Origin of the sequence: Aestuariibaculum suncheonense, assembly GCF_014596935.1 — a bacterium.
GTDB classification, from domain to species: domain Bacteria; phylum Bacteroidota; class Bacteroidia; order Flavobacteriales; family Flavobacteriaceae; genus Aestuariibaculum; species Aestuariibaculum suncheonense.
In genome coordinates this window covers 651,689-675,107 of the sequence record NZ_JACVXC010000001.1, presented here as the reverse complement: position 1 = coordinate 675,107, position 23,419 = coordinate 651,689, and the positions used below count along the sequence as shown (strand labels likewise).

Sequence of the window (23,419 nt, the reverse complement as noted above, 5' to 3'; positions counted from 1 at the left end):
CTCCTTTTACAGCCGTAAATAAGATTTAATTATTTTTTAAATACAATCAAAAAGGCTCTGAAACATCTATTAAATACTTCATTTGCTCTCTAATTAATTTTGGCGAAATTTTATCTATAGCTCTTTTTAACTCCTCCAGTGAAAACAATTTACCGTATTGTAACCCCATTTTTAAATACGTATCACTAAGCACTTCGTCCTCATAAAAATTTAAATAAAATTTACTAGTTACTTTAGCCTTGCTTATTGCAATATCCTCATCTGAAATAATACCTTGACTCATTGGTTTTAAAACTTCTTTAGTCATCAGCTCTTTGCATCGTGTTAGATTAGTATTATCTGCTATGTAACGTAAACTTACAGTTGACACTTTATTTCCTTTGCTTCCAAAACCAGTAGCCCCAAGGGAATATACTAGACCGTATTTTTTACGTAAAATATCGAACATTCTCATATAACCATACTCTGAAATAATAGTCGCTATTAATTCTTCTTCTAATGTATACGCTTCTGAAAAGCCTCTTTTAAAAATAAAGCTAGCTCGTTTTTGAAGACTTCCCCTACTCTCTTCAATATAGTTTAGGTTAGGGAAAGACTCCTCTTCCTTTTCAAAGGAAATTGTTTGAGGTATTGAAACAGGTGCTACAGAGGCTAAATATGTTGAAATTAAATCATCGATATCCTCTGGCAAATCCCCTCCAACATAAACATAAGCACCTTTAAAGTTGCGCTTAAACATTTGATTATAATTAAATAAACGCATAAGCATCTGGTTATTAAACTTAGCCTTGTCTTCTTCGTTTAATACTTTGCTTTTATTTAATCTATCAATAATAACCGAACTATCTGGAACCTGTTCTTCGCCTACTACCAAATGAAATGCTTTTAATAAATTTTCATAATTTAAGCCAACATTGTTGCATCTCATTTCAAACTCATAATAATCCTTATTTACAAAAGTTTTGTCTGAAATCAGATAGTTACGCAGCAAAGCCGAAGATTCTTCACTTGAGTAATCTCCAAATTTACTATTCAAATACCTAACGGCTTCACTAAAAAGCAATCGATCTTCATTCGGCAGCCTATTTAGCCCATGCTTAGAAACTATACGAACCTCCGGACTCACCTCCGGATCATTATTAACCACAACCGAAAGACCATTTTTGTATTTCAACAAATATAGCCCTGTACCTAACTGCTTTTTACTTAAAATAACTTCAGGGATTATTTTTTCCAGATGTATTTCGGGCATATCTGGTTTAGACCTAATCACAAAACTACTTTTAAGATTACCAAAAGTATATGCTTTTTGGTTGACATATTTTTGATTTATGCTTGCTAATTCATTTAAGATATAAGCTTCATTAAACCCTTCAGTCCAGTAATCTAAAGAACTATTATATAAAATAGTTTTATAATAATCAGGAAATTCATTTAGCAAAGAATTGAAATCTTGTGGCTTTAAATCGTCTTGAAGTTCTCTCAATAATTTAAGATAAGAGACCTTTGAAAGCGGCACATCTCCATGTAAAACATGCTGTAATACATCAATAAGGGTACAATGTTCTTCATTTCGGTTGATTTCATTCCATTTAATAAAATCATTGATATAGAAATCAATTTCCTTTTGAGTAAACCCATGTGTTCTGGCATCGGCTACTACCTTACAAAACGTTTCCAACATAGTTTTATAGGTTACCGATTCGTCACCTTTTAATCTGAAATTAAACATCAAAGTTCCTGGTAAAATATTACTATTACTCACCTTGGCCTCTTTAATTCCATGACCAGAATAAGAGCTAAGACGATGCTCCAATATTTTATTGAAGATATATTGGGTGAAGTTTCTTCTAAACGCCGCAAAATCGTCTACAGAATAGCTTGGCAATTTAAATGCCAGTATCAACAAATTTTCATTCTTTGCAACCGGAGACTCAAAATTAGAATCGATAACTGTTGTTGATGATAAATCCATATAATCGCGGACTAAATTGTCTGTATTTTTGGGAAGGGCACCAAATAATTTATCAATAAACGCAGCTACTTTTTTTTCGTTTACTTTACCTTGAATGACTAAAGCAAACTTATCTGGTTTATAATATTTGCTATAAAAATTTCGAACCTGTTCGGCTGTGATACTGTTTATCTGGTCTTCAGTTCCCAAGCCATCGTGCCCCTCAAGAATAGTACCGTTAAGATATGGAGAAAACCTTGACGGTCTCTTACGGATTTCTTCAATCACTACCTTTTGTTCTACTTTAAAGGAGCTTTCCTCCATTTCCAAATCCCCAACCCAATCTTTCATAAGCAACAGGGTCTGCTTTAAATAATCCCAATTCCCCTCAGGTAAATTTATATGATATTCTGTATTATCACCATTCACACTGGCATTATAATCACGCCCCATTCTAAGCCCCATTTTATCTAGAGTTCGCATGGTCTCTAACCCAGGGTAATTTTTACTCCCTTTAAAAACCATATGTTCAATAAAATGAGCCACGCCACGCTCGTGTGTTTGTTCTACCAAAGAACCCACAGTAGATACTAAATTAACAGTAATTTTACCGCGTTCACTGTCCTCTGGAAGTAAATAATAAGAAAAACCATTATCCAGCTTTTTATAAATGATACCTTCTGGCATAAAAAATTTCTGCCCATGACTATGGGCAGAAATAATTATTATACTTAGAAAGTTTAATAAGCTTTTTATATTAACTTTCATATTTAATCTTTGGGTAACTTAAAATAATATTATAAAGTTAATTTACCTCCTACTTCCATTATTTCGTAATCCTTTTTAATTCCATTAGCTCTTTTTAACCCATCTTTTTCAGCAATTTTAACAGCTTCTCCCATGACGCTAAGAGCTTCATTTTTATCACCAAAAACATATAATACATTCGCATACTCACTCATGGCTATAGCCTCTCCTGGTCTAATGTAATATACAATTCCCATCCAATCTAACACGTCTTGTTTTTCTTCTTCAGTGTTAGCAAATAAAGCATAATCCTTAACCATCGAGATTAACTGGTCTCCAATTCTATTTGAAAATGGCATACTTCCTTTAGCTAAAATATCGCCCTCATCCATTCTTCTTTGCCAATCTTGATAGCCTGCTCTTAAATCCTCCTTTTTTAAAGAATTTACAAATTCTTTAATATCATCCTTAGCTAAAGCTTTGTACTTCTCTCCTTGCCCCGTATTTAAATAATAATAAGTATAAGTTCTCTTTCTTTGCTCCTCTATTTTACTCACTAAACCTAAATTCTGGGCTTCAGACAATGCTTTCTCTAAATAGGTAGTATCTCTTTTTAAAATAGCATATTCTGTAGTTTGCTGAATCATCGATTTTGGCAAATACATAAATGTTGCACGAATAGATTTACGGACGTACTTTTTCCATTCCTCCGTTTTAATATTATTAGCAATAATACTTGCAGCCTGACTACCAATAATAATTTGTGAGCTATGGTCGGCCAAAAGCATTACCATTTCCTTACTTGATTCCTTTATTGAGGTTTGTATACTTAAGTAATGCTCTAATACATCTGTGTAATTATTAGCTAGACTTTCGTGTAATTTATCTAAATAAAGTTTAACAAAATCTTCATCATTCTTATTGCTCTCATATAACTCGTTAAGTCTTCCAATACTGTTAGGGTCATTCTGATATTCCACAGCTTTTGTAACTTCTTTTAAAAAATCTTCTGTACTCTTAGCTCCTGAAATTCTGTAAACGACTTCATCATCACCATTAACAAAAACATACCCTGGTAAGCCTGTAATATTATATTTCTCTTTTAGTTCTGGTCCTTCTCCTCGCTCTACATCCACTTTTACAGCCACAAAATGTTCTTTAAAATAATCTCCAATCACAGCTTCTTTAAACACTGTTTTCTCCATTCTTTTACAAGGACCGCACCACACTGCATAACCATCTATAAATAATAACTTATTTTCTTTCTTAGCTTTAGCTAAAGCTTCTTTAAAAGAACTTTGTTCAAATTCAATCCCTTGCCCTAGTGTGAATAAAGGCATTAAGATTATCACTAATAAAATTTTATATATATTTTTCATTGTAAATTCCTATTTAATATTTAATTAAAGACTTGCAGTACTTATCATCTTATCTAGTTGAGACTTAATTCTCGACTTCATTCTATCTCCTGCAGGCCAATTATTATATGCGGCTTGCTTTAACTCTAAGGCTTGCTTAGATTTACCTAACTTGTTTAGAATATCTGCATTTAAGTTATCAACTAAATAACTGTTAGGTTTTAAACTATAAGCATACTCAATCCATTCTTTAACTGTCTTATAAGATTTCTTTGTATTTCCCGTTACACTAAAATAAGTACGTACTTTATGGTCTACATTTCTTAGTAACTCACTAGACACAAATCCTTCTTCATAATCTTTTAATTTAGCTAACCCTGATCTTGTAGGTCTATCCTCAAATGCCGTTTTATAGTCAATGTAAGCCTTATGATCCATTTCTTTTACTTTCTCAGGACTATTTTCAGATATTAAATCATCCATATAAGCAGCAGTAATTTTCTTATACTCATTTATATCTTTAGCCAGAATATGATATTCCATTTCATAAGGAATCGAATCTTCCTGCTTTCTGTATTTACCATCTAACTCATTCCACTTATTCATAAATTCCCTCATTAATTCTGGACTTTTCTTTTTCCTAGCTTCATTTAGAGTTTTACTCGCCATATTCGCTTTTAAAGTTTTTAATCTTACCTCCTCAACTAAAGTGGCTATATCCATATACTCCTCATAGTTGATATCCAGAATTTCTTCAGCTTTCCCTCCTGTAGTTAAATTATACATATGTTCTATTAGGAACTCCATCATATCTACATCGTCCTCTTCAATTTCTGTTTGCACTTTTAACCAAGCTTCTATACCTTCCACTGGGCTTTGACCATATTCTATCATTTTATTGAAATAAATCTTTAGAAAATGTTCATCATCTTGCTTATTTGGATAGTCTTCCTGAAGTTTTGCTAGGCTGTACTCACTATTAGCTGAAGTTATAGCGGTTTTCCCCAATTCAATAAACTTTTCTTCAGATATGGATCCCGTACCTTTACAAACAACCTCTCCTTTCGAATTTAAAAACAGTAAAGTTGGATAAACGTTTACACCATATTTTCTTGCAGCAGGAGCCCCTTGTTTTTCAGCATCCAGTTTAATACTAATAAACTCCTTATTAAAAAGTTCTCCTACTTTTTCTTGAGGAAAAACATATTTTGCCAATATTTTACATGGTCCACACCAAACCGTGTAAAAATCGATAAATACCAATTTATTTTCATTTTCCGCCTTTTCTAAAGCCTCTTCCAGACTTATATGATGAAAGTTAATTCCTTGTGCAAATACATTTGACATTCCAAGAATTAACAATACAATACCGGAAATAAATAATTTCTTCATAAGTAATAATTAAGTTATTTGATAAAATCTTAAAGGGCAAACTCTCTAAAATATAGTTCTGCTCTTATTTATAAGACGCAAACATTGTGTTTTAGAGTGACAAAGCATACTATAATTTTATTACATTTCTTTAAAAAAACACATTAAAATAATACAGACCAGACGGTTATATTTTCAAATATTTGTTATCTCTACCAATATCTTTTTCACAGGTTTCGTAGGGCTATGACTAATAAAAAAGGGGTGTTGATGCTTTAAAATTGCATCAACACCCCTTTTAATAGGAATACTATAAATAGTATACTTTATTTAGTAAATAAAATTATAAACAGCCGTACTACCCGGATAGCCACCAAAAGAACTACCGCCATTATACAGTTTTATTAACTTAACAATATTCCCCTCATTATCGGTTTCATAAGTATATGTTGGTTTATGTAAATATGTACCATTATAACTTGTACTTGTTGGCACGGTTTTGATTGGAACATACTTGGTCCAAAATAAATCGTTAAATACTGCCAATACAACATCAGTTGTAAAGATAAACGGTGGGAATTTTTCTGTAAATAGTGGTGAAATAACCGGATCGTACTCTGAACGGTGTTGTCTTCTTACAGCACTGCCAATATATCCATCATCTTGCCAATACTCTGCAAAAATATGCTCCCCTAAGTTAAAAGGATCTTCATACCTAATATTATCAACAAAGGTTGATCCTCTTCTGTAAGACACCATTTTACTGGTAACACCATCGTAAACAACATCTTGAACATCTGTAGTTACACCTCCTGAACTTGCTAATTCGCCATACTCATAGTCAAAAATTTGTCTGCCTATAGTTGCAATTTGATTTGTACCTTCTACATAACTAAAATACCTAAAATCTTCTCTGTGAAAGAACGAACCAACAATACCTGAACGATACATTAACGTATCAATTTGACCTAAATCGTTATAAGAAAACTCATGATAATAGTTTTGCCCATTAGCGTATAGGTAATCCATTTTCGTTACATCTCCGGCCTCATTATAAGTTAAATTAATTTCTACTTCCGTACCATTATGCTGAACGAAATTAATTTTTCTAGGCCTTTTAATAATACTACTTTTTCTAACTTTAACCGTTGTTGTAGATACTTGTCCTTTGTCGTCCTCTATTACAATATCTAAATCATACTCCTGACCTTCTTCCAGATTACCTAAAAACACCAACTGTTTTAAAGGCATTTCTCGAATTGGCTCATCGTCTGGATTAGCTTCAAAAGCATATTGTTCTTCTCCTTTAAAATATATTTGAACAGAACTAACGGCGTTAAGCCCAGTCGTAATAATCCCTCTTAAAAAATAGGCCGGAGCAGCCACAGCTATATTCTCTCCTCCAACTAAACGCAATGTTGGAAATGAAAATGGTCTTACCCTAATTTTAAAACCAGAATTAAACGTCCTTGTATCTTGATCTGTGATTTTAATAATGTAAGCCAGAGTTGTATCTTTTTCGAATGATCTTAAATCAATTCTATAATTAAAATCAAATTTAGATTGACCGTTGTATTCTGAAATTGTTTCGATAGACTCATACTGTCTGGCATCTAAAATTTCAATTTGTGCCACTTTATTAGGCACATTCATGCGCAGGTTAATGTCGTAATAATCTGCGGTGTCACGTCTTACCTCTACAGCTCTATCTTCAAGTTCAAAACCTGGGTCAGGAAAAACAATATCTTGCTCACATGACATCATTAGTAGTATTCCGAAAACACCACTAAAAAGTATATAAATTAAATTCTTTTTGTACATATTTCTAATTTTAAAATATTGGGTATTAGTTCAATGTTTCCAAAGCAGGATTAATACCTACTATATCAACACCCCAGCTCATCAATTCATCACGTAACAATACAATGTTCGCCTTTATGTTTTCTGGAAAAGCATTCAACTCATTAGCATTACGGTGAATCATTTCATTAATGTATGATCTCACATCTTTACGACGACCACTAATAAATTCGTAACCTGGACGAATGGCTTTTGTATGCCTAATAGGTGCAGGCAACCTGTTGTTATCTTCATCATAATACTGATTATACGTTCTTAAACCAAAATTTGTATAAAAATAGGTAGCATCGACAAAGCCTTTCGAGAAAAACCAATCTTTTTCGATAACATCAACTCTCTTTTCTTCACCCAAGCCTAATTCTTCACGATAAACCATTTCAATATCTTTGTTATAATATTCATCCTTACCATCAAAAAAAGTTGGAGGTATTTTTCCATATAATCCATGCATATCCATGATACGAGATAACATGATATAAAAATTATCTCGTGTATACTTTTGCACTGAATTTCCAATTACATCAGGGTTGACACTAAAAACAATAGAGTGTTTGTTATAAATGGCTCTTTGATCGTATATCGCAGAAGATCTCTGACGTGATTCAGACTCTATAAGAACATTCCCTATGTCGCCCTGTAAAAGTCGAGGACAAAATACACCATCACTTAACAAAACTTTATAAGGCATCAATTCGGAAATAATAGAATTGGGCTTAAAAAACCTAAACAACGTAGAATCAATAAACGCTACTGCATTTTGAGTGTGTAATTTATAAGCCTCCTCGTTTTCCGGTAGAACAACACCCAACGTATCTGAATATATGTTCTTCATTTGAGGAATTTCTATCTCATCCCAAATTAGCGTTTCATTTTTAGAAGCTGCGATAAATGCAAAGTCTAAAATACGGTCATATTCAAATAAAACCCCAGAATTATAGGTTTCATAAATATTCATCGCAATAGGATTTTCTGTATCTAATTGCGTGTAGACTCTGTCCACTTCAGCATTTGAAGGAAATAATTCTGGTTCGTTGTAGTTACAAGAACAAACCGTTAAACCTCCTAACAAAAGCATTATATAAATTTGTAGTTTCATAAATATTTGTTTTTTCACAATAAATCCTTGTCTAGTCAATAATAATTTCTTCTACAATCTCAGGTATTTTCTCATAACGCTCATTATTCCTAATTAGTGGATTTCTATTTCTCTCATCTAAAGGAATTGGCAAAGTATAATTGAGATCATTAGGCAAAAGGGTGTACGTTTCTGTACTTAATTTAATACCATTTTCATCTACGTTTGTAAAAGTATGCTTGATTTCTGGTCTGTTCTTCATTCTTCTTAAATCGAACCAACGGTGGTGATCTTCAAAACACAATTCTTTTCTACGTTCATTCAACACATAACTTAACACATCGTCTGCATTGCTAGGGTATTCAACGCCAACAGTACTAGAATAGCGTTTAGCGTGTATGGCCTTAATATCTTCAATTGCATTTGAAACATCCTGCAATTGTGCGTATGCTTCTGCACGATTTAAATAAGCCTCTGCTACTCTTAAATTGGCAAAACCTAACTCTGAAAACAAATTTATCTCATACTTTTTAGTTCGGTAATAAGGTGAGCCATTTGGGCTTTCCAGTTCTATGAAAAATGCTTCCTTACGTATATCGTTATCATCATATAAATCAACCAATTCATTATTTGCTATATAAGACGCATTATCATTTAAAGTCGTTCCTATATCAAATAATTTAAAAATTGGATTCGTGGTGTAATACGAATAAAGAATTTCACTATTATTCTCACTAACAAATGGAATACCGGCAGTCATTTTAGACATGCCTGCTATTTCTGTTACTTTATTAGCATAATCTATAGTTTCCTGCCATTTTTCTTGATATAATTTAACTCGAGACATTAACAAATAACAAGCCGCTAGGTCTGGATGCCAAGTACTTTTATTCAATCCGCTCATCGATATAAAATCAATCGCTTTAAATAAGTCTGCTTCTATTAAAGCATAACATTCTGCTACCGTATTTCTTGAATAGGTCTGATCAACTTCTAAATTATCTCTAAGAGGCACTCCTAAATCTACATTAGCGGTCTCTGGATTAAATGGCTGTCCATAAAGATTCAGTAAATTAAAATACGATAATGCTCTAAAAAAATAAGCTTCACCCTTTACAAAATTAATCTCTTCAATAGAACCAATGGCGTCATCAATCTGTTCAATGGTATAGTTAGCAATAGCTATATCTTCGTACATGTTTTTCCATGAACCATTATTATCTACTCTTCCGCCATTTTCATTAATTTCTATTTCACGTTGCCAGGTATACGTTGGTTTATTTAAAAATTTGCTAGAAGAAGGAGATACTTCATTCTCTACTACGTTATCTGACATATAATCAATACCAAAAAATATTGGATATTGAAAACTAAATTCCTGAAGCATTACGGCCGCATAATGTTCTGTTTTCTCAGGAATTAATTTATCCTGATCTACTTGGTCTAGAAAATCACTACATCCTAAACAAGTTAGAAGCACAGGTATTACAAATAATATCTTTTTCATCTTATATTTTTTTAGAAAGACATGTTTAAACTAAAACTATAATTAGGTAGGGTAGGCATTCCAACCCCCGAAACTTGCTCCGGATCTTGACCTTTCAAGTTTTTATCAAAAGCTATGAAACCAAGGTTACTTCCTTGTACACTTAATCTTAACATTTTAATCCCCGCGCCTTCAATAAGTTTCTTTGGAACTGAGTATGCTAATGTAACAGCTTGAAAACGTATATGACTCGCATCTACAACACGTGCATCACTTTTATCGTACATCCACCATGCATTAGTACCTTGAGGTATTACTTTTCCGTAGTTTGTTACATATACTCTACTATACCCATCAGACAGAGAAGAAGGCGAGAACTCTAAATTATAATTTGAAATGGCTGGGATATTTGTAAACATTTCGTCTCCTGGCTGTCTCCAACGATCCACAAACACACTATTCATGTTTTCGTAAGGCAAAGGAAGGTTTTGAGTTCCGTTATATAACGGTAATAATCTGGTTTTATAATTTATCTTATAAGTCCAATCTGCAGAAAGGTTGAATCTACCTAATCTAAACTCTGTACCAAATCCTCCATAAAACTTAGGTACTCTTGACCCTTCGTATACTAAAGCTTTTTCTAACTGTTGCGCTGCGGTCATATTTTCTTCAACTAAATGCTTAAAGGTTGGTATTCCTTCTTCATTAAGACCGTCGAACTGGTAAGAAAAGAACCCATAAGTAGGGAAACCTGCTCTATAAATACTACCATTTAAATAATTATTAATAGTTAAATTATTTTCAACACCACTCTCAAACCCTCGCATTACACGGTCTCTATCGTGTGAAAAATTAAGACGGGTTGTCCAACCAAAGTCTTTTGTGTTTAAATTTTTTGTTCTGATAGAAAACTCAAAACTATTCACATCTTTTGCCGCAGAATTATATAATTGCGTATCTGTACCATTTACGTTAGATATTGGACGGCTTTGTAATAAGTCTGTACTCTTAGAATAAGCATAATCAATAGCTCCACTTATCTTCCCCTCAAATAAACTATAATTTAAACCAAAATTCATTGTTTGAGATTTTTCCCATCTTAAATTTGCATTTGGGAACGAAGTAAGATTGGCTGTTGATTCTGGATAATAAATAGCATTGTTTTTACCAAAACCTGATATAATCATATACGGGCTTGCATTAGGCATAGTACCTCGTACACCATAAGAAGCTCTAAGTGCTAATTCTTCAACTCCCTCTACATCTTCAAAAAACTTTTCGTTATGAATATTCCAACGTGCAGAAGTAGACCAGGCTGGTTTGAATTTATAACGCTCGTATTGTCCAAAGCGATTAGAACCATCACTTCTTGCGTTAAAATTCAGAATATAACGATTGTCGTATACATAGTTTAGAATACCAAACACTGATATACTATTTGTTAATCGATCTGTGATGGTTGGATATATATCTTTACCTCCTTGTGGCGTTAACCAGTTAATCATGGAATCAAAAGGGTAATTAGCAAAATCTAAAATAACCTTATCGTTCTCATCTGTATTAAATCCAACTCTAGGAAGCGATATAAACCCTCTTCCTTGGAAGTGATTATAACCTGGCACTGTGAAACCTGTTGCTCCCCAATAGCTCATAGAGCGAGCCTCTTGTCCTAAGTTAACATTGAATGTATGCTTATCTCCAAATCTCGTATTATAATTTAACTGATTGGTTATAGTATAAGCCTCTTGGCTAACCATACCACCATTGTATATGCCCCCAAAAGGTACCATACCAGCTATATCAACACGTTGATCTAACATAGTGTTAAATGCATCATAAGTACGTAGCTTGGCAATATAGAAACTATCCTCTGTAATCCACTCTTCATTTAAGTTAGTCGTATTTCGGTAACTAGCTTGCGAGGTGAATCTGAAATTTTTCATGAATTTCCAATTAATTGTAGCTGCAATTGTAAAATCCTTGTTATTAATACTTCGTTGAGAATTATCTGTTTCGCTAAGGATATTATACCCGCCAAACGCTGTTCCTTGATTGTCTCTAAAAATTTGTCTGCTTGTATAGAAATAATCGCCATTATCATGATATAATGGAATTGTTCGACTCGTATAATACGCTTGATTAAAATAATTTATGGATTGATGGTTATATTCTGCCTTTTGCACAGATCCACTGAATCTTAAAGAAACTAGTAAATTATCTCTCAAATCCAAATCAATATTCGATCTACCGGTTATTCTGTTCAGGTTAACGTTTCTTTCCGTTCCATTTTGATCATCATACCCTAAAGAGAAATAATAACGAGAAGTATCACCACCTCCAGAAGCACTAACAGAATGTCTTTGTTTAAAAGAATCTTGATACAATTCTCCAAACCAATCTGTATTAAGAGTTTCAAGTTTATAAACCTGATTTGCAAATTGTTGTCCATTATACGTTCCGTCCCATAGGTTTAATAAAGCACCCTCATACCCTAATCTATCAACGTTGTTATAAAACCCATCGAATCCAAGGTTTCTAGCATACATTTCACGAGACACATCGATACGTTCTTTCGAATTCATTAAATTGAAATTGCCATAATTAGGAGCTTGTACATATGACAATCCACCACTATAGCTTAATCGCGGTTTTCCTTTCTCGCCTCGTTTTGTTGTAATTACAATAACACCATTTGCTGCTCTAGTTCCATATATAGCAGTCGCTGAAGCATCTTTTAGAATATTAATTTTTTCAATATCGGCAGGGTTAATACCTGTTAAAGCATTACCAATAATATTTACATTATCGAAACTATTAATGTCTTCAGCACTTAAAGGCACAGGATCTTCATAAATAATTCCATCGACAACCCAAAGCGGACTTTGATTTCCTGTAAAGGTACTACCCCCACGAATTCTAACTTTGGCTGAAGCCCCTGGAGTTGCACTAACATTTACAATGTTTAAACCTGTTGCTTTACCTTCAAGCATTTGATCTACTGTCAAAGCTCCCTCAATGTTTAATTCTTCAGCATTTACCTCGGAAATGGAACTCGTTAATTCTCTCTTGTCAATAGTTTGATAACCGGTAACTACAACCTCATCAAGACTTAAGATATCTTCTTTCATTTGAACAACCAATTCTGAAGTCTTTGTAACTTTCATCTCTATAGTCTCGAATCCCACGTATGAAAACACTAAAACAGACTCCTTCTTAGGTAAATTAATTACGAATTTACCGTCAAAATCGGTAACAACTCCAAGTTTACTATTCTTTAATCTAATAGTAACTCCTGGTAAAGGTAGATTTGAACTTGCATCCGTTACTACCCCAGATACAGTCATAACTTGTCCTTGGTCTTCATTATTGTCAACGATAACAATTACACCGTCTACAAATTTAAAGGATAAGCCTGTACCACTTAATACTTCATTTAATAATTCATTTAAGGGAACATCATTTTTACTCACGGAAATTTTATCTAACTCTGCTATTTTAGCTTCGTTAAAGAAAAAGCTTTGATTTGTTTGCTTTCTAATTTCTTCGAATAAAGTTGAAAAACTGACCCCTGTTAAATTTAGACTCACACGTTTAGATTGCGCAGCATTAGCGGCATTTAACGTGAGTACTGCACTCAAGATTAAAATTATTGTCAATCTCATTTTTTGGTTTGGTTTGGTTTTACCTTTTCAGATAACTGAAAAGAAGTTAATAACATCATTTTCATAAACATTAATTAATTGAATATCACTATATTATAGATGCGTATTTAGGGAGGTAGTTGCGCGGACCATCTCCTTCAATTTTATCTAAAAAAAGTAATTTTATTCAGAGACGTAAACTTTATTGTTTAGCCCTATTTGAATATTTACAGACATTTCCGCCTCTATAATTTTCAAAATACCCGACATATCATTATATCTCGGTAAATCGCCTGTAAATTTTAAAGCTTTTAATTTTTCTCCTTCTATCTCGTATTCTACATTATACCATTTAGAAATTTTGGAGAATAATTCTTCAAGTGTTACATTATGAAAGACAAAACGGCCCTCTTTCCAAGCTACATAAGGGTAAACGTCTACATTCTTTTTGTTAATAGATTTCGTTTTTGTATCGAAGTTGGCTTGTTGGTTGGGTGATAAAATTTGTTGGTTATGAGAGTAGGTTTCTTCTACCATTACTTTCCCTTCTACAAGGGTAGTTGTAATATGTGTTTCCTCACTATAAGCAGACACATTAAATTCGGTACCTAAAACCTGAACTTCCTGCGTACCTGAAGTTACAATAAATGGTAATTCTTTATTTGGAGTTACATCAAAATAAGCTTCTCCTTTTAAAGCCACACGTCTTTCTGACCCCACGAAAGGCACCGTATAAGTTAATTCTGTATCTGAATTTAACCACACTTTGGTGCCATCAGACAACACTAATTGATATTCAGCTCCTCTAGGCACTCTTAACGTATTAACTTTAGCCTCATTTAAAACTCGGTCTTCAGCTCTACTTCCTAAAGCATCTTTGTATTGCAAAATACCTTTAGTATTTTTCGCGCCAACTACCCCTTCAACTATTTCATTTTCTGACTCATCTAAATCAACCACCTCTCCATTAGATAATACCAATTCGGCATGAGATGATCCTGGAGCAATTTTTATATCTTCAATAGGCTTAAGATTACTGCTTTTGTTGAACAATGTAAACACAGTCAACCCAACTACCAATGTAGCTGCTACAGCCGAAACCCATTTCATTCGACTCAATTTAATAACTTTATCTGTTTTTGCGGATGAAGAATCCATACGTTCTAAAAAAGACGCCCACTCCTCCACCGTGTCAATCGTTTTTAATTTATGCTGCCAATCTCTAAAAGAATAAGCATTAAGGATATCTTCTCTTAATTCTTTATTATTCCCTTGTTGCTCCCACTCCATCAAAAACTTCTTTTGCTCATCGGTTAGTGCATCCAAAACGCGACCGGCTAAAAGCTCTGAGTACTCAAATTGCTTATTTATTTCGTCCATATTATTCTAATTTCTAACAAACAGAAATGTCTTATAATATAATGACGCAGGATTTTTAAAAGGGAGTGACAGTTATGTTAAAAAAAAACTAAAAATATTCATAGAAATCCCCAAGAACTATCATAACAAACTGACTTCCAAGAACTTGACGAAGCCTATTATAAGCTCTTTTTTTTACAGTTTTAACAGAATTTATAGTAATTTCTAATTCGGAGGCAATATCTTGATTGCGATAGCCATTAAGAGTTAATCTAACTACCTGTTCTGCCTGTGGAGACAATTCATTGATAGCTTCATGTAGAAGTTTATAGGTTTCTTCTCGTAAAATTTCATTCAAAAAGGACTTCTCAACCACCGTAAGACCTTCATCTATAGATGTATTAAAAATATTTTTTTCTTTCCGAATCTGACTAATACAGGCATTTTTAACCAAAACATACAAATACGCTTGTAAAGCCTTTTCACTGGAAAATTCTTCAGAGTCTTTTTGCCAAAGTTTCACAAAAGCTTCTTGAGCAATATCCTTTCCTTTTTCCTGACTCTTCAAAATTCGAGAAGCCAGCATATACATTGATGGAAAAAGACGCTCAAAAATCTCATTGAACTCTTTACTATTATACTGAATCGTTTTACCTGAAACCCTCATTATTAAATAATTCCAACAATTTATAAAGCGTAAAAAATCTATTTCCTAGCAATTATCAAAAACAGACTAATACTTAATATTAACTAAGCATTAACGCGTTGTAAAATTATCGTAAGTTTTGCAAAGTTAGTTAGAATATTGTGACATTTTGTGAAGTTTATCTTAAAAGTATTACTATCAAAAAACACAACACACTCATTATCAATAGACAATAAACCTGTTTGTTTTCAAGAGTTTAAATTAAACATTAAAAAAACAGGATTAATCCTACGTATAAAACAGTAAACATGAATCTATTAACTAAAATTAATTCGTATTTTTATGAACATTACATCTAACATGTCAAAGTTAAAAGAAGAAAACTATGGCAGCATTTTTCATAAATATATTACGGTTATTAAAAATTCTTTATAAAGGAATTAAGAAGGATTCTGAATTCAGGTTTCTATTTATCTTCATCGTGTTATTGTTAACTGGAGCTACCCTTTTTTATAAACAAACTGAACATTGGTCTGTTTTAGATGCTCTGTATTTTTCTGTAATGACCATGGCAACCGTTGGCTATGGCGATTTAGTTCCTGTAACAGCATTGGGGAAAATTTTCACCATGGTATACACGTTTCTGGCGATAGGCACCTTTGTGGCGTTTACCGCGAAAATAGTAACCATCATGTTTTACAACAAAAGAAAACATAGAGACAAAACGAATCACAAGAGCACTTTCAAATAATATGAACCATTTAAAAAGTAACTCTAAAAGTGTTTTATGTTACTCCGCATTATATTTCTTAATGATAGAAAATCACAAAAAGCAAAGTGCATATATACCATTATGTACTAACAGCTCAATATTATTTTTTTTTACTATATTAGTAATAAGTCCTTTACAATAAACTGAACACTTAAATTAAAAATCATATGAAAAATTTTTACCGAATTTTATCGCTCACAGCTCTTTTTTTGAGTTCTTTAAACATGATGGCCCAGGACGACTCAGGGGCAGATGCATTGGCTAAACAGCTACAAAACCCGGTTGCCAATCTTATTAGCATACCTTTTCAAGCAAATTACGATTTTAATGTAGGTCCTTCTAATGGCACAAAATTCCTAACCAATGTTCAACCTGTTATTCCTATAAGTATTAGCGAAAACTGGAATTTAATCGGTCGTGCTATCATTCCTATCATTAAACAATGTGACGTTGGGTTAAACAGCGGAAAACAATCAGGACTAGGTGATATGGTGCTTAGTGGATTCTTCTCTCCAAAAGCACCTACTAAAGGCGGAATCATTTGGGGTGTAGGACCTGCTATATTAGTACCTACAGCAACTAAAGACGAATTAGGTTCTGAGAAATTTGGTTTAGGACCAACAGCTGTAGCTTTAAAACAAATGAATTCGGTTACCCTTGGATGTTTAGTGAACCATATTTGGTCTGTTGCAGGAAAAGATGATCGTGCCGATGTCAACGCAACCTTCTTTCAACCTTTTATCGCCAAAAACTTTGCAGGAGGTTATGCTTTAGCGTTTAATACTGAATTATCTCAAGACTGGGATCACGACTTAACTTCTGGAACATTTCACATTGTAGCCTCTAAGGTTGTATCCTTTGGCTCACAAATGACACAGATATTTGCAGGCCCTCGACTTCATTACGGAAATGGCAATCCTGCTGAATGGGGTATTCGTGGGGGTATAACCTTATTATTTCCAACAAAATCTTAATATATCCCTTTTTAAATAAAAAAAAGAAAGCACCGTATGATTCGGTGCTTTTTTATACTCTGTTTTTTTAAAATCGCATTTAAAACGACTTCGAAATTCCCAAACCTAAATTAATAGTATTGTAAGCATCCCATCTTAAATCATGACCTAAAGACACCTCAAACTCCCATGCTTTGGGCATTTCAATGGCATAAGCCACTTCTGTTCTTATTAAAAATAAATTTTCACCTTTAGCAAACTCTCCTCCTGCTCCCAGCAGATAACTAAAATGTTCTCCAGGTTTAAATACTACCATAACAGCTGGCGCTACCGGTTTCTCTCGTTCTAAAAATGTAGCTTCACCTTCTGAAGCAAAATTTTCTTCTACCACAAAATTTTCTATAATTACATCGGTATGCAAGCCTACCGCCCATTTGTCATTCAACCAATAATTATAATACAAGGTGAAAGAGGGCAAGGCCTTCCACTCCTTTTTACCATCAGAATATAAACTGGGGACATGAGAATGCCCTAATAAAAACCCAACCTGATGTTTAAAATGTTCTTCTGATTCAACTTCTTTAAAAGAGTCTTCTTGCGCAAAAACGTAAGTAGTTGTTAATAGGGCTAAACTTAAAAAAAGTAGTATTTCCTTCATCCTATTTCATTTTTTAAGAGGTTTAACTTCAAAAAGAAAAATAAACGTTTGCTTATTTTTGAGTTATAATGCTTTCAATATGCATTCCCTTACCAAAACTGTATAATCCAGACATGGCTTGTTTCATTGTAATTGGATAATAAGTAATCGAACCTTTTGGCACGTAACGAACCTCACCCGCATCGAGCCTGGGGGCATCAGGTATAAATAAGGTGATGAATTTCTCGCTACGCTCGGTTATAAAAGCAATGTTATAACGATCCTTTTCTTCTTCTAATATTATAGCGTCCCAGAATTCATTAATTACCGTTTCCTGATCGCCAATCATGCGATATTTTAAAATCTGAATAGACGGAAAATGCACAAAAAGTTTTTCTTCAATATTGGTACTCCATTTACTAAAAACACCTTTCTGAATAAAATATCCACTAATCACGCAAATCGCAATGATTATCAACACACATACAATTAAAACAGCCGCACCACCAAAGACAGAATGTAAACCAAAGGCTTCGGTGATTTTAACTGCCAACGGAGTTAACAAACCAATCGCTTTAGTACCTAATAAAATAATAAACAATACCGGAGTTAAGAAAAAAAGACCTCCTACAATAAGAGAGCTGGAAGGGGTTTTAAATTTTGCCATAGCGTGTTATTCAACTTACGTATTAATTTAATTAGCAATACATTATCACTAATAAATATACACAATAAATTACTTCTAAACACCTGAATATAAAATTTTTATTACACCTAAAAATGGAAACTTCTTTGGAAAACTCCATCAATTTTCGTATACTAGAAAGATTACTTAAATAGAAACACTATGGGAAAAGGCGATAAAAAAACGAAACGTGGCAAGATTAACCGAGGTACTTTTGGTGTGAGACGTCCACGCATAAAAAAGAAACCCTCGATAGAAACGAAAATTGATATTAACAAAAAAGCAATTGCAAAATAACCCTGCTAAACCTCAATTTCTGATAACACTTTGTTGGCTTCCTGCACAGTATTTCTATAAATACGACGGTTTGGAGTTGTCATATTTTGAGATTCATTAACAATGTCTTCCAGAATTTCTTTGGCCTCATCAGACTTTTGACGCTCGATTAACAACTTTGCCAGTTGCAAACGTTCGTTATAAAACGAATACCGAATATCAATCTGTTTTAAATTAACTTCAGCAGCTTCAAAATCGCCTAATTTGTCTTGTGCTAAACCAAATATAAATTGCGCTCTGGACTTATCGAATTCATGCTTATCCTTAATCATTTCGGCATATGCAATCACATTTTTATATTCTTCAATATTATAAAATGCTTCAATAAGCTTAGTAATGATATAAAAATGGTTTTGAGATTGATCTTTAATGGCTTCCTGATACTGCGTAATGGCACTCTGAAAATCTTTATTTTCCAGATAAGCATCAGCAAGATTTACTCGGTTTTGATAGGTTTCAGAAAATCGAAGTCGTTGCTCTAAATCTTTAATCTTTTTCGTAGGATTGATAATTGACACTATGCCATTCTGAATTTTCTCAGCATCGCGCTTATTGTAAACCTGTGTCAGCAAATAAATCACCGAACCCAACACCGGTAAAAACAGAATGACAAATACCCAATAGTATGCGTTTCCATTTTTAAACAAGTGATAAATACAATATGCCTGAAAGGCTAAAATGAGATAGTATAACATTGAAATAAAATAATAAGAAGAAATTTAAGTTCTGCTTAAAACCTTAAATTTCTTCTCTAAATTAAAAGATTATTTCAATATAAAAAAAGCTTTCGCCTGATATTGTTTATCTGATGAAGACTAAATCGGTTTCGGTAGACATGGCTTCACTAAAGCCGTAACCTTCATAATTAAATCCTTTTAAGTCATCTACGGTTTGCGCATTGGTTTCAACCACATAACGCGCCATGAGTCCTCGTGCTTCTTTAGCAAAAAACGAAATCACTTTATACTCTCCGTTTTTAAAATCTTTAAAGTTAGCCGTAATCACAGGTACTTTTAACGCTTTTACATCAACGGCTTTAAAATATTCATTACTTGCCAGATTTAAGAACAATTCGCCATCTTCTAGTTCTTCATTTAAAGCTTTGGTGATGTCTTTTTTCCAGAATTCGTAAAGATTCTTTTTAGTTCCTACCGGAAATTTAGTACCCATTTCAAGACGATACGGCTGAATTAAATCTAAAGGCTTTAACAAACCATATAACCCAGAAAGAATACGTACGGTATTTTGCAGACTATCTAATTGATCTTCTTTAATATTATAAGCATCCAGTCCTTTATACACATCGCCATTAAACGCATAAACCGCTGGTCTGGCATTGTCAGCATTAAATGGTAATTCCCAAGCCTGATTGCGTTCGTAGTTCAATTGACCTAAAGCATCAGAAATACTCATAAGCTGAGACAGGCTTTTAGCCGATTTCTTCTTTAAAAGCTTATTGATACGTTCTGATTGTTTTAAAAACTGAGCTTCTGAAGTTTTTGTTGTTGGTAATTGAGTTTCAAAATCAAGCGACTTGGCTGGAGATAAGACTAATTTCATCAGTTTAAATCTATTTTTTAATGACTTATAATTTCAATCCAAATTTACAACTACTGTCCAATATTTTAAAAGAGAAGCAACAATTATTTACGATACAACTATAGAGAGATATTATAGATATGCTACAATCAATTTAAAAATCTCTATTCGTCGGAATCAGTTTCTAATGATTGATGTTTAGAATACACACGCCACTTTTCAATACAATCTTCCATATCCTGCGGAATCGGAGTTTCAAATCGTAAAAACTCACCAGTACGCGGGTGCTCAAACCCCAAGGTCTTTGCATGTAGTGCTTGTCGTGGTAACACTTTAAAACAGTTATCAACAAACTGCCTGTACTTCGTGAATGTAGTTCCCTTTAGTATTTTCTCACCGCCATAGCGCTCGTCATTGAACAAAGTGTGCCCAATATGCTTCATATGTACACGTATTTGATGTGTACGACCTGTTTCAAGTTTACAGGAAACCACAGTAACATAACCCAAACGCTCTAACACTTTGTAATGTGTTACTGCTGGTTTTCCCTTATCTCCTTCATCATCCAAAAACACCGTATTTTGTAATCGGTTTTTAGGATGACGCCCAATATTTCCTTCCACAGTGCCTTCATCTTCTTCCATATTCCCCCAAACAATAGCCACATATTCGCGCTCACTGGTTTTTTCAGCAAACTGAGCCGCCAAGTGCGTCATAGCCTGTTCGGTTTTAGCAACTACTAAAAGTCCGCTGGTATCTTTATCTATACGATGCACCAATCCCGGACGATCGCTGGAATTGTTTGGCAGATTATCGAATCGGTAAATCAACGCATTAATTAAGGTTCCTGAGTAATTCCCGTGCCCCGGATGCACTACCATTCCAGCCGGTTTATTAACAACCAACACATCGTCATCTTCATAAACGATGTCTAAATCGATATCTTCACCTACCAATAAATTTTCGTAGGTGGGGTGCGCAAACATCACGCGAATGTTATCGCCTGGCTTGACTTTATAATTCGATTTTACAGCAACATCGTTAACAAAAATTCCGCCTTCTTTTGCTGCATCCTGAATTTTATTTCTGGTTGTGTTCTCTATAAAATTCATTAAATACTTATCGACACGAAGTGGTTTTTGTCCCTCCTTTACTGTGAAGGCAAAATGTTCATACATTTCGCTTTCTTCATCAAAATTCTCTGGTGTATAATCTTGCATAAACTATGGTCTGTTACCATTTCCTAAAACCAAATCAATTGTAGAGGTTTTAGGCAACTTATCTCCTGCATTCAAAATCTCGCCTTTGTGCTGCATTTTAAGAACCACATCTTTAGCTATGTTATCAACATAATTTAACTTCCCGACCTTAAACCCTAAGGCTTCTAAAGTTGGTTTAGCTTGCCTAAAAGTACGCTCCTTTAAATCTGGCACGACTATTTTTCGATAGCCTGAAGGATTAAGTGTAATGTATATTTTTCTATTTTCTTTAACCTTACTGCCTGCCGGTGGCTCCTGATCAATTACTGAAAATTTAGGATAATCGGGATTGTAATTGGCCGAATCCTGAATTTGCATCACTAAATGATTATCGTTAAGTTCCATTTCAGCAATACTAATCGATTTCCCCTTTAACTCCGGAACTGTTTCAAACTCGCCGTGATTGGTGGTTACATTCAACCATTTTAAAATGATATAAACCAAAACAAAAACAGCCACAACGGCTATTATTATTTGCTTTAAAAACGCTTTACTTGTTAGAAATTTAATGAGGCTCATTTATAAAATTTTCAATTAGGCAAATATATAAAAACAGAACTGTTTTTTCTTTTGCAATTTAAGTGATATTTTAGCTTTACTAATAATAGATACGTTTTATTATCCATTTTTAGACGCACACTTAACTATTTATACCTGAATGGAACACTCAATACCGTACTTTAATCGCAAAGTAAATAATTACTTGGTCTTCCATGTCACCTTAAAACACTAGTAAATATCAACGCATGAAAAAGAATATTGCCATTATTATGGGAGGCTATTCGAGTGAATATCAAATCTCATTAAAAAGTGGAAATGTAGTATATGATACATTAAACCCTGAAAAATACAATGCCTACCGAATTCACATTTTTAAAGACAAATGGGTTTATGTTGATGGCAATAATGAAGAATTCCCGGTTAACAAAAATGACTTTTCGGTTACCGTTAACAACACAAAAATCACCTTCGACTGTGTGTTTAATGCCATCCACGGCTCTCCCGGGGAAGACGGATTTATGCAAGGGTATTTTAAACTCCTTAATATTCCGCATACCAGTTGCGGCATGTATCAGGCCAGTTTAACCTTCAACAAACGGGACTGTTTAAGCGTACTTAAACCTTATGGTATAAAAACTGCGGATTCTTTTTATCTGAATCTAGGCGATGTTATTGATGAAGACGCGATTATTGCTAAAGTAGGTTTACCGTGTTTTGTGAAAGCCAATAAAGCTGGAAGTAGTTTTGGCGTAAGTAAAGCACATAAAAAAGAAGACTTACAAAACGCCATTGCTGTTGCTTTTAAAGAAGACGATGAAATTATTATCGAATCGTTTTTAGATGGCACAGAAGTTTCTGTTGGGGTGATTTCGTTTAAAGGCGAAACCAAAGTGCTACCAATTACAGAAATAGTAAGCGAAAATGACTTTTTCGATTATGAGGCCAAATATTTAGGAAAATCACAGGAAATAACACCTGCCCGACTGACTCCTGAAGAAGAAGCTCAAGTGACTACTGTTGCCAAAAAAGTTTATGAGATACTGAAAATGAAAGGTTTTAGCCGTAGCGAATACATCTTTAAAGATGGCGAGCCTCATCTTTTAGAGATGAACACCATTCCGGGATTAACACGCGAAAGTATCTTACCTCAGCAAGCTGCTGCAGCCGGGATTAGTTTGAGCGAATTATTCGATAATGCCATTGAAGAAGCTTTAAAATAATTTATAACTATCTTTATACA

Annotated in this window: 19 protein-coding genes; 4 read left to right on the top strand and 15 right to left on the bottom strand. The window is 33.7% G+C overall.

Annotation, left to right across the window (positions count from 1 at the left end; translation table 11 throughout):
* Nucleotides 1-46: 46 nt before the first annotated feature.
* The 9 genes from ICJ84_RS02960 to ICJ84_RS02920 form a co-directional block, all read right to left on the bottom strand.
* Nucleotides 47-2,722: a M16 family metallopeptidase gene (locus ICJ84_RS02960; protein ID WP_188214866.1), complete on the bottom strand. Its 2,676-nt coding sequence runs from the start codon at nucleotides 2,720-2,722 to the stop codon at nucleotides 47-49.
* Nucleotides 2,723-2,751: 29 nt separating this feature from the next.
* Entirely contained in the window at nucleotides 2,752-4,080 is a 1,329-nt protein-coding gene (locus ICJ84_RS02955; RefSeq protein WP_188214865.1) for a thioredoxin family protein, read from the bottom strand.
* A gap of 24 nt (nucleotides 4,081-4,104) precedes the next feature.
* Complete coding sequence (locus tag ICJ84_RS02950) at nucleotides 4,105-5,451, bottom strand: thioredoxin family protein (RefSeq protein WP_188214864.1); 1,347 nt, start codon at nucleotides 5,449-5,451, stop codon at nucleotides 4,105-4,107.
* Nucleotides 5,452-5,760: 309 nt separating this feature from the next.
* Nucleotides 5,761-7,251, bottom strand: a complete 1,491-nt coding sequence (locus ICJ84_RS02945) for a hypothetical protein (RefSeq protein ID WP_188214863.1) — start codon at nucleotides 7,249-7,251, stop codon at nucleotides 5,761-5,763.
* A gap of 25 nt (nucleotides 7,252-7,276) precedes the next feature.
* Complete coding sequence (locus ICJ84_RS02940; RefSeq protein WP_188214862.1) at nucleotides 7,277-8,386, bottom strand: hypothetical protein; 1,110 nt, start codon at nucleotides 8,384-8,386, stop codon at nucleotides 7,277-7,279.
* Nucleotides 8,387-8,417: 31 nt separating this feature from the next.
* Nucleotides 8,418-9,872, bottom strand: coding sequence for a RagB/SusD family nutrient uptake outer membrane protein (locus ICJ84_RS02935; RefSeq protein WP_188214861.1), 1,455 nt, complete (start codon nucleotides 9,870-9,872; stop codon nucleotides 8,418-8,420).
* Between the two features lie 11 nt (nucleotides 9,873-9,883).
* Nucleotides 9,884-13,513 (bottom strand): SusC/RagA family TonB-linked outer membrane protein, encoded by a 3,630-nt coding sequence (locus tag ICJ84_RS02930; RefSeq protein ID WP_188214860.1) that lies wholly within the window; start codon nucleotides 13,511-13,513, stop codon nucleotides 9,884-9,886.
* Nucleotides 13,514-13,675: 162 nt separating this feature from the next.
* Nucleotides 13,676-14,872 carry a FecR family protein gene (locus ICJ84_RS02925; RefSeq protein ID WP_188214859.1) on the bottom strand — a complete coding sequence of 399 codons (1,197 nt, stop codon included), beginning with the start codon at nucleotides 14,870-14,872 and terminating at the stop codon, nucleotides 13,676-13,678.
* Between the two features lie 88 nt (nucleotides 14,873-14,960).
* A complete protein-coding gene (locus tag ICJ84_RS02920; protein ID WP_188214858.1) occupies nucleotides 14,961-15,518 on the bottom strand; it encodes an RNA polymerase sigma factor in 558 nt (185 codons plus the stop codon).
* 364 nt (nucleotides 15,519-15,882) lie between these two features.
* Between ICJ84_RS02920 and ICJ84_RS02915 the strand changes: the two genes are divergently transcribed.
* Both ICJ84_RS02915 and ICJ84_RS02910 read left to right on the top strand, forming a co-directional pair.
* Entirely contained in the window at nucleotides 15,883-16,248 is a 366-nt protein-coding gene (locus ICJ84_RS02915; RefSeq protein ID WP_188214857.1) for a potassium channel family protein, read from the top strand.
* A 245-nt stretch (nucleotides 16,249-16,493) separates the two neighbouring features.
* On the top strand, nucleotides 16,494-17,243 hold the full coding sequence (locus ICJ84_RS02910; protein ID WP_188214856.1) for a transporter: 750 nt from the start codon (nucleotides 16,494-16,496) through the stop codon (nucleotides 17,241-17,243).
* Between the two features lie 79 nt (nucleotides 17,244-17,322).
* Here the strand turns inward: ICJ84_RS02910 and ICJ84_RS02905 are convergent, their stop codons facing one another.
* Both ICJ84_RS02905 and ICJ84_RS02900 read right to left on the bottom strand, forming a co-directional pair.
* Entirely contained in the window at nucleotides 17,323-17,880 is a 558-nt protein-coding gene (locus tag ICJ84_RS02905; protein ID WP_188214855.1) for a hypothetical protein, read from the bottom strand.
* 52 nt (nucleotides 17,881-17,932) lie between these two features.
* Nucleotides 17,933-18,526, bottom strand: coding sequence for a DUF502 domain-containing protein (locus ICJ84_RS02900; RefSeq protein WP_188214854.1), 594 nt, complete (start codon nucleotides 18,524-18,526; stop codon nucleotides 17,933-17,935).
* A gap of 180 nt (nucleotides 18,527-18,706) precedes the next feature.
* Between ICJ84_RS02900 and ICJ84_RS02895 the strand changes: the two genes are divergently transcribed.
* On the top strand, nucleotides 18,707-18,841 hold the full coding sequence (locus tag ICJ84_RS02895) for a 30S ribosomal protein THX (protein WP_188214853.1): 135 nt from the start codon (nucleotides 18,707-18,709) through the stop codon (nucleotides 18,839-18,841).
* Between the two features lie 5 nt (nucleotides 18,842-18,846).
* Here ICJ84_RS02895 and ICJ84_RS02890 read toward each other — a convergent pair whose 3' ends face one another.
* From ICJ84_RS02890 to ICJ84_RS02875, 4 genes are all read right to left on the bottom strand, one after another.
* Nucleotides 18,847-19,575 (bottom strand): tetratricopeptide repeat protein, encoded by a 729-nt coding sequence (locus tag ICJ84_RS02890; protein ID WP_188214852.1) that lies wholly within the window; start codon nucleotides 19,573-19,575, stop codon nucleotides 18,847-18,849.
* A 106-nt stretch (nucleotides 19,576-19,681) separates the two neighbouring features.
* Entirely contained in the window at nucleotides 19,682-20,440 is a 759-nt protein-coding gene (yaaA, locus tag ICJ84_RS02885) for a peroxide stress protein YaaA (RefSeq protein ID WP_188214851.1), read from the bottom strand.
* A 143-nt stretch (nucleotides 20,441-20,583) separates the two neighbouring features.
* Nucleotides 20,584-21,639, bottom strand: a complete 1,056-nt coding sequence (locus ICJ84_RS02880) for an RluA family pseudouridine synthase (RefSeq protein WP_188214850.1) — start codon at nucleotides 21,637-21,639, stop codon at nucleotides 20,584-20,586.
* A 3-nt stretch (nucleotides 21,640-21,642) separates the two neighbouring features.
* Entirely contained in the window at nucleotides 21,643-22,197 is a 555-nt protein-coding gene (locus ICJ84_RS02875) for a PASTA domain-containing protein (protein WP_188214849.1), read from the bottom strand.
* A gap of 227 nt (nucleotides 22,198-22,424) precedes the next feature.
* Here ICJ84_RS02875 and ICJ84_RS02870 point away from each other — a divergent pair, with 227 nt between their 5' ends.
* On the top strand, nucleotides 22,425-23,399 hold the full coding sequence (locus ICJ84_RS02870; protein ID WP_188214848.1) for a D-alanine--D-alanine ligase: 975 nt from the start codon (nucleotides 22,425-22,427) through the stop codon (nucleotides 23,397-23,399).
* Nucleotides 23,400-23,419 lie beyond the last annotated feature (20 nt).

Excerpts from the sequence above, each read along its gene's own strand:
- ICJ84_RS02870 (WP_188214848.1), top strand. The coding sequence starts at position 22,425 with ATGAAAAAGAATATTGCCATTATTATGGGAGGCTATTCGAGTGAATAT.
- ICJ84_RS02915 (WP_188214857.1), top strand. The coding sequence starts at position 15,883 with ATGGCAGCATTTTTCATAAATATATTACGGTTATTAAAAATTCTTTAT.
- yaaA (WP_188214851.1), bottom strand. The coding sequence starts at position 20,440 with ATGAAATTAGTCTTATCTCCAGCCAAGTCGCTTGATTTTGAAACTCAA.
- ICJ84_RS02925 (WP_188214859.1), bottom strand. The coding sequence starts at position 14,872 with ATGGACGAAATAAATAAGCAATTTGAGTACTCAGAGCTTTTAGCCGGT.
- ICJ84_RS02905 (WP_188214855.1), bottom strand. The coding sequence starts at position 17,880 with ATGAAGGAAATACTACTTTTTTTAAGTTTAGCCCTATTAACAACTACT.
- ICJ84_RS02875 (WP_188214849.1), bottom strand. The coding sequence starts at position 22,197 with ATGAGCCTCATTAAATTTCTAACAAGTAAAGCGTTTTTAAAGCAAATA.
- ICJ84_RS02910 (WP_188214856.1), top strand. The coding sequence starts at position 16,494 with ATGATGGCCCAGGACGACTCAGGGGCAGATGCATTGGCTAAACAGCTA.
- ICJ84_RS02900 (WP_188214854.1), bottom strand. The coding sequence starts at position 18,526 with ATGGCAAAATTTAAAACCCCTTCCAGCTCTCTTATTGTAGGAGGTCTT.
- ICJ84_RS02945 (WP_188214863.1), bottom strand. The coding sequence starts at position 7,251 with ATGTACAAAAAGAATTTAATTTATATACTTTTTAGTGGTGTTTTCGGA.
- ICJ84_RS02940 (WP_188214862.1), bottom strand. The coding sequence starts at position 8,386 with ATGAAACTACAAATTTATATAATGCTTTTGTTAGGAGGTTTAACGGTT.
- ICJ84_RS02920 (WP_188214858.1), bottom strand. The coding sequence starts at position 15,518 with ATGAGGGTTTCAGGTAAAACGATTCAGTATAATAGTAAAGAGTTCAAT.
- ICJ84_RS02955 (WP_188214865.1), bottom strand. The coding sequence starts at position 4,080 with ATGAAAAATATATATAAAATTTTATTAGTGATAATCTTAATGCCTTTA.
- ICJ84_RS02935 (WP_188214861.1), bottom strand. The coding sequence starts at position 9,872 with ATGAAAAAGATATTATTTGTAATACCTGTGCTTCTAACTTGTTTAGGA.
- ICJ84_RS02930 (WP_188214860.1), bottom strand. The coding sequence starts at position 13,513 with ATGAGATTGACAATAATTTTAATCTTGAGTGCAGTACTCACGTTAAAT.
- ICJ84_RS02950 (WP_188214864.1), bottom strand. The coding sequence starts at position 5,451 with ATGAAGAAATTATTTATTTCCGGTATTGTATTGTTAATTCTTGGAATG.
- ICJ84_RS02895 (WP_188214853.1), top strand. The coding sequence starts at position 18,707 with ATGGGAAAAGGCGATAAAAAAACGAAACGTGGCAAGATTAACCGAGGT.
- ICJ84_RS02890 (WP_188214852.1), bottom strand. The coding sequence starts at position 19,575 with ATGTTATACTATCTCATTTTAGCCTTTCAGGCATATTGTATTTATCAC.
- ICJ84_RS02960 (WP_188214866.1), bottom strand. The coding sequence starts at position 2,722 with ATGAAAGTTAATATAAAAAGCTTATTAAACTTTCTAAGTATAATAATT.
- ICJ84_RS02880 (WP_188214850.1), bottom strand. The coding sequence starts at position 21,639 with ATGCAAGATTATACACCAGAGAATTTTGATGAAGAAAGCGAAATGTAT.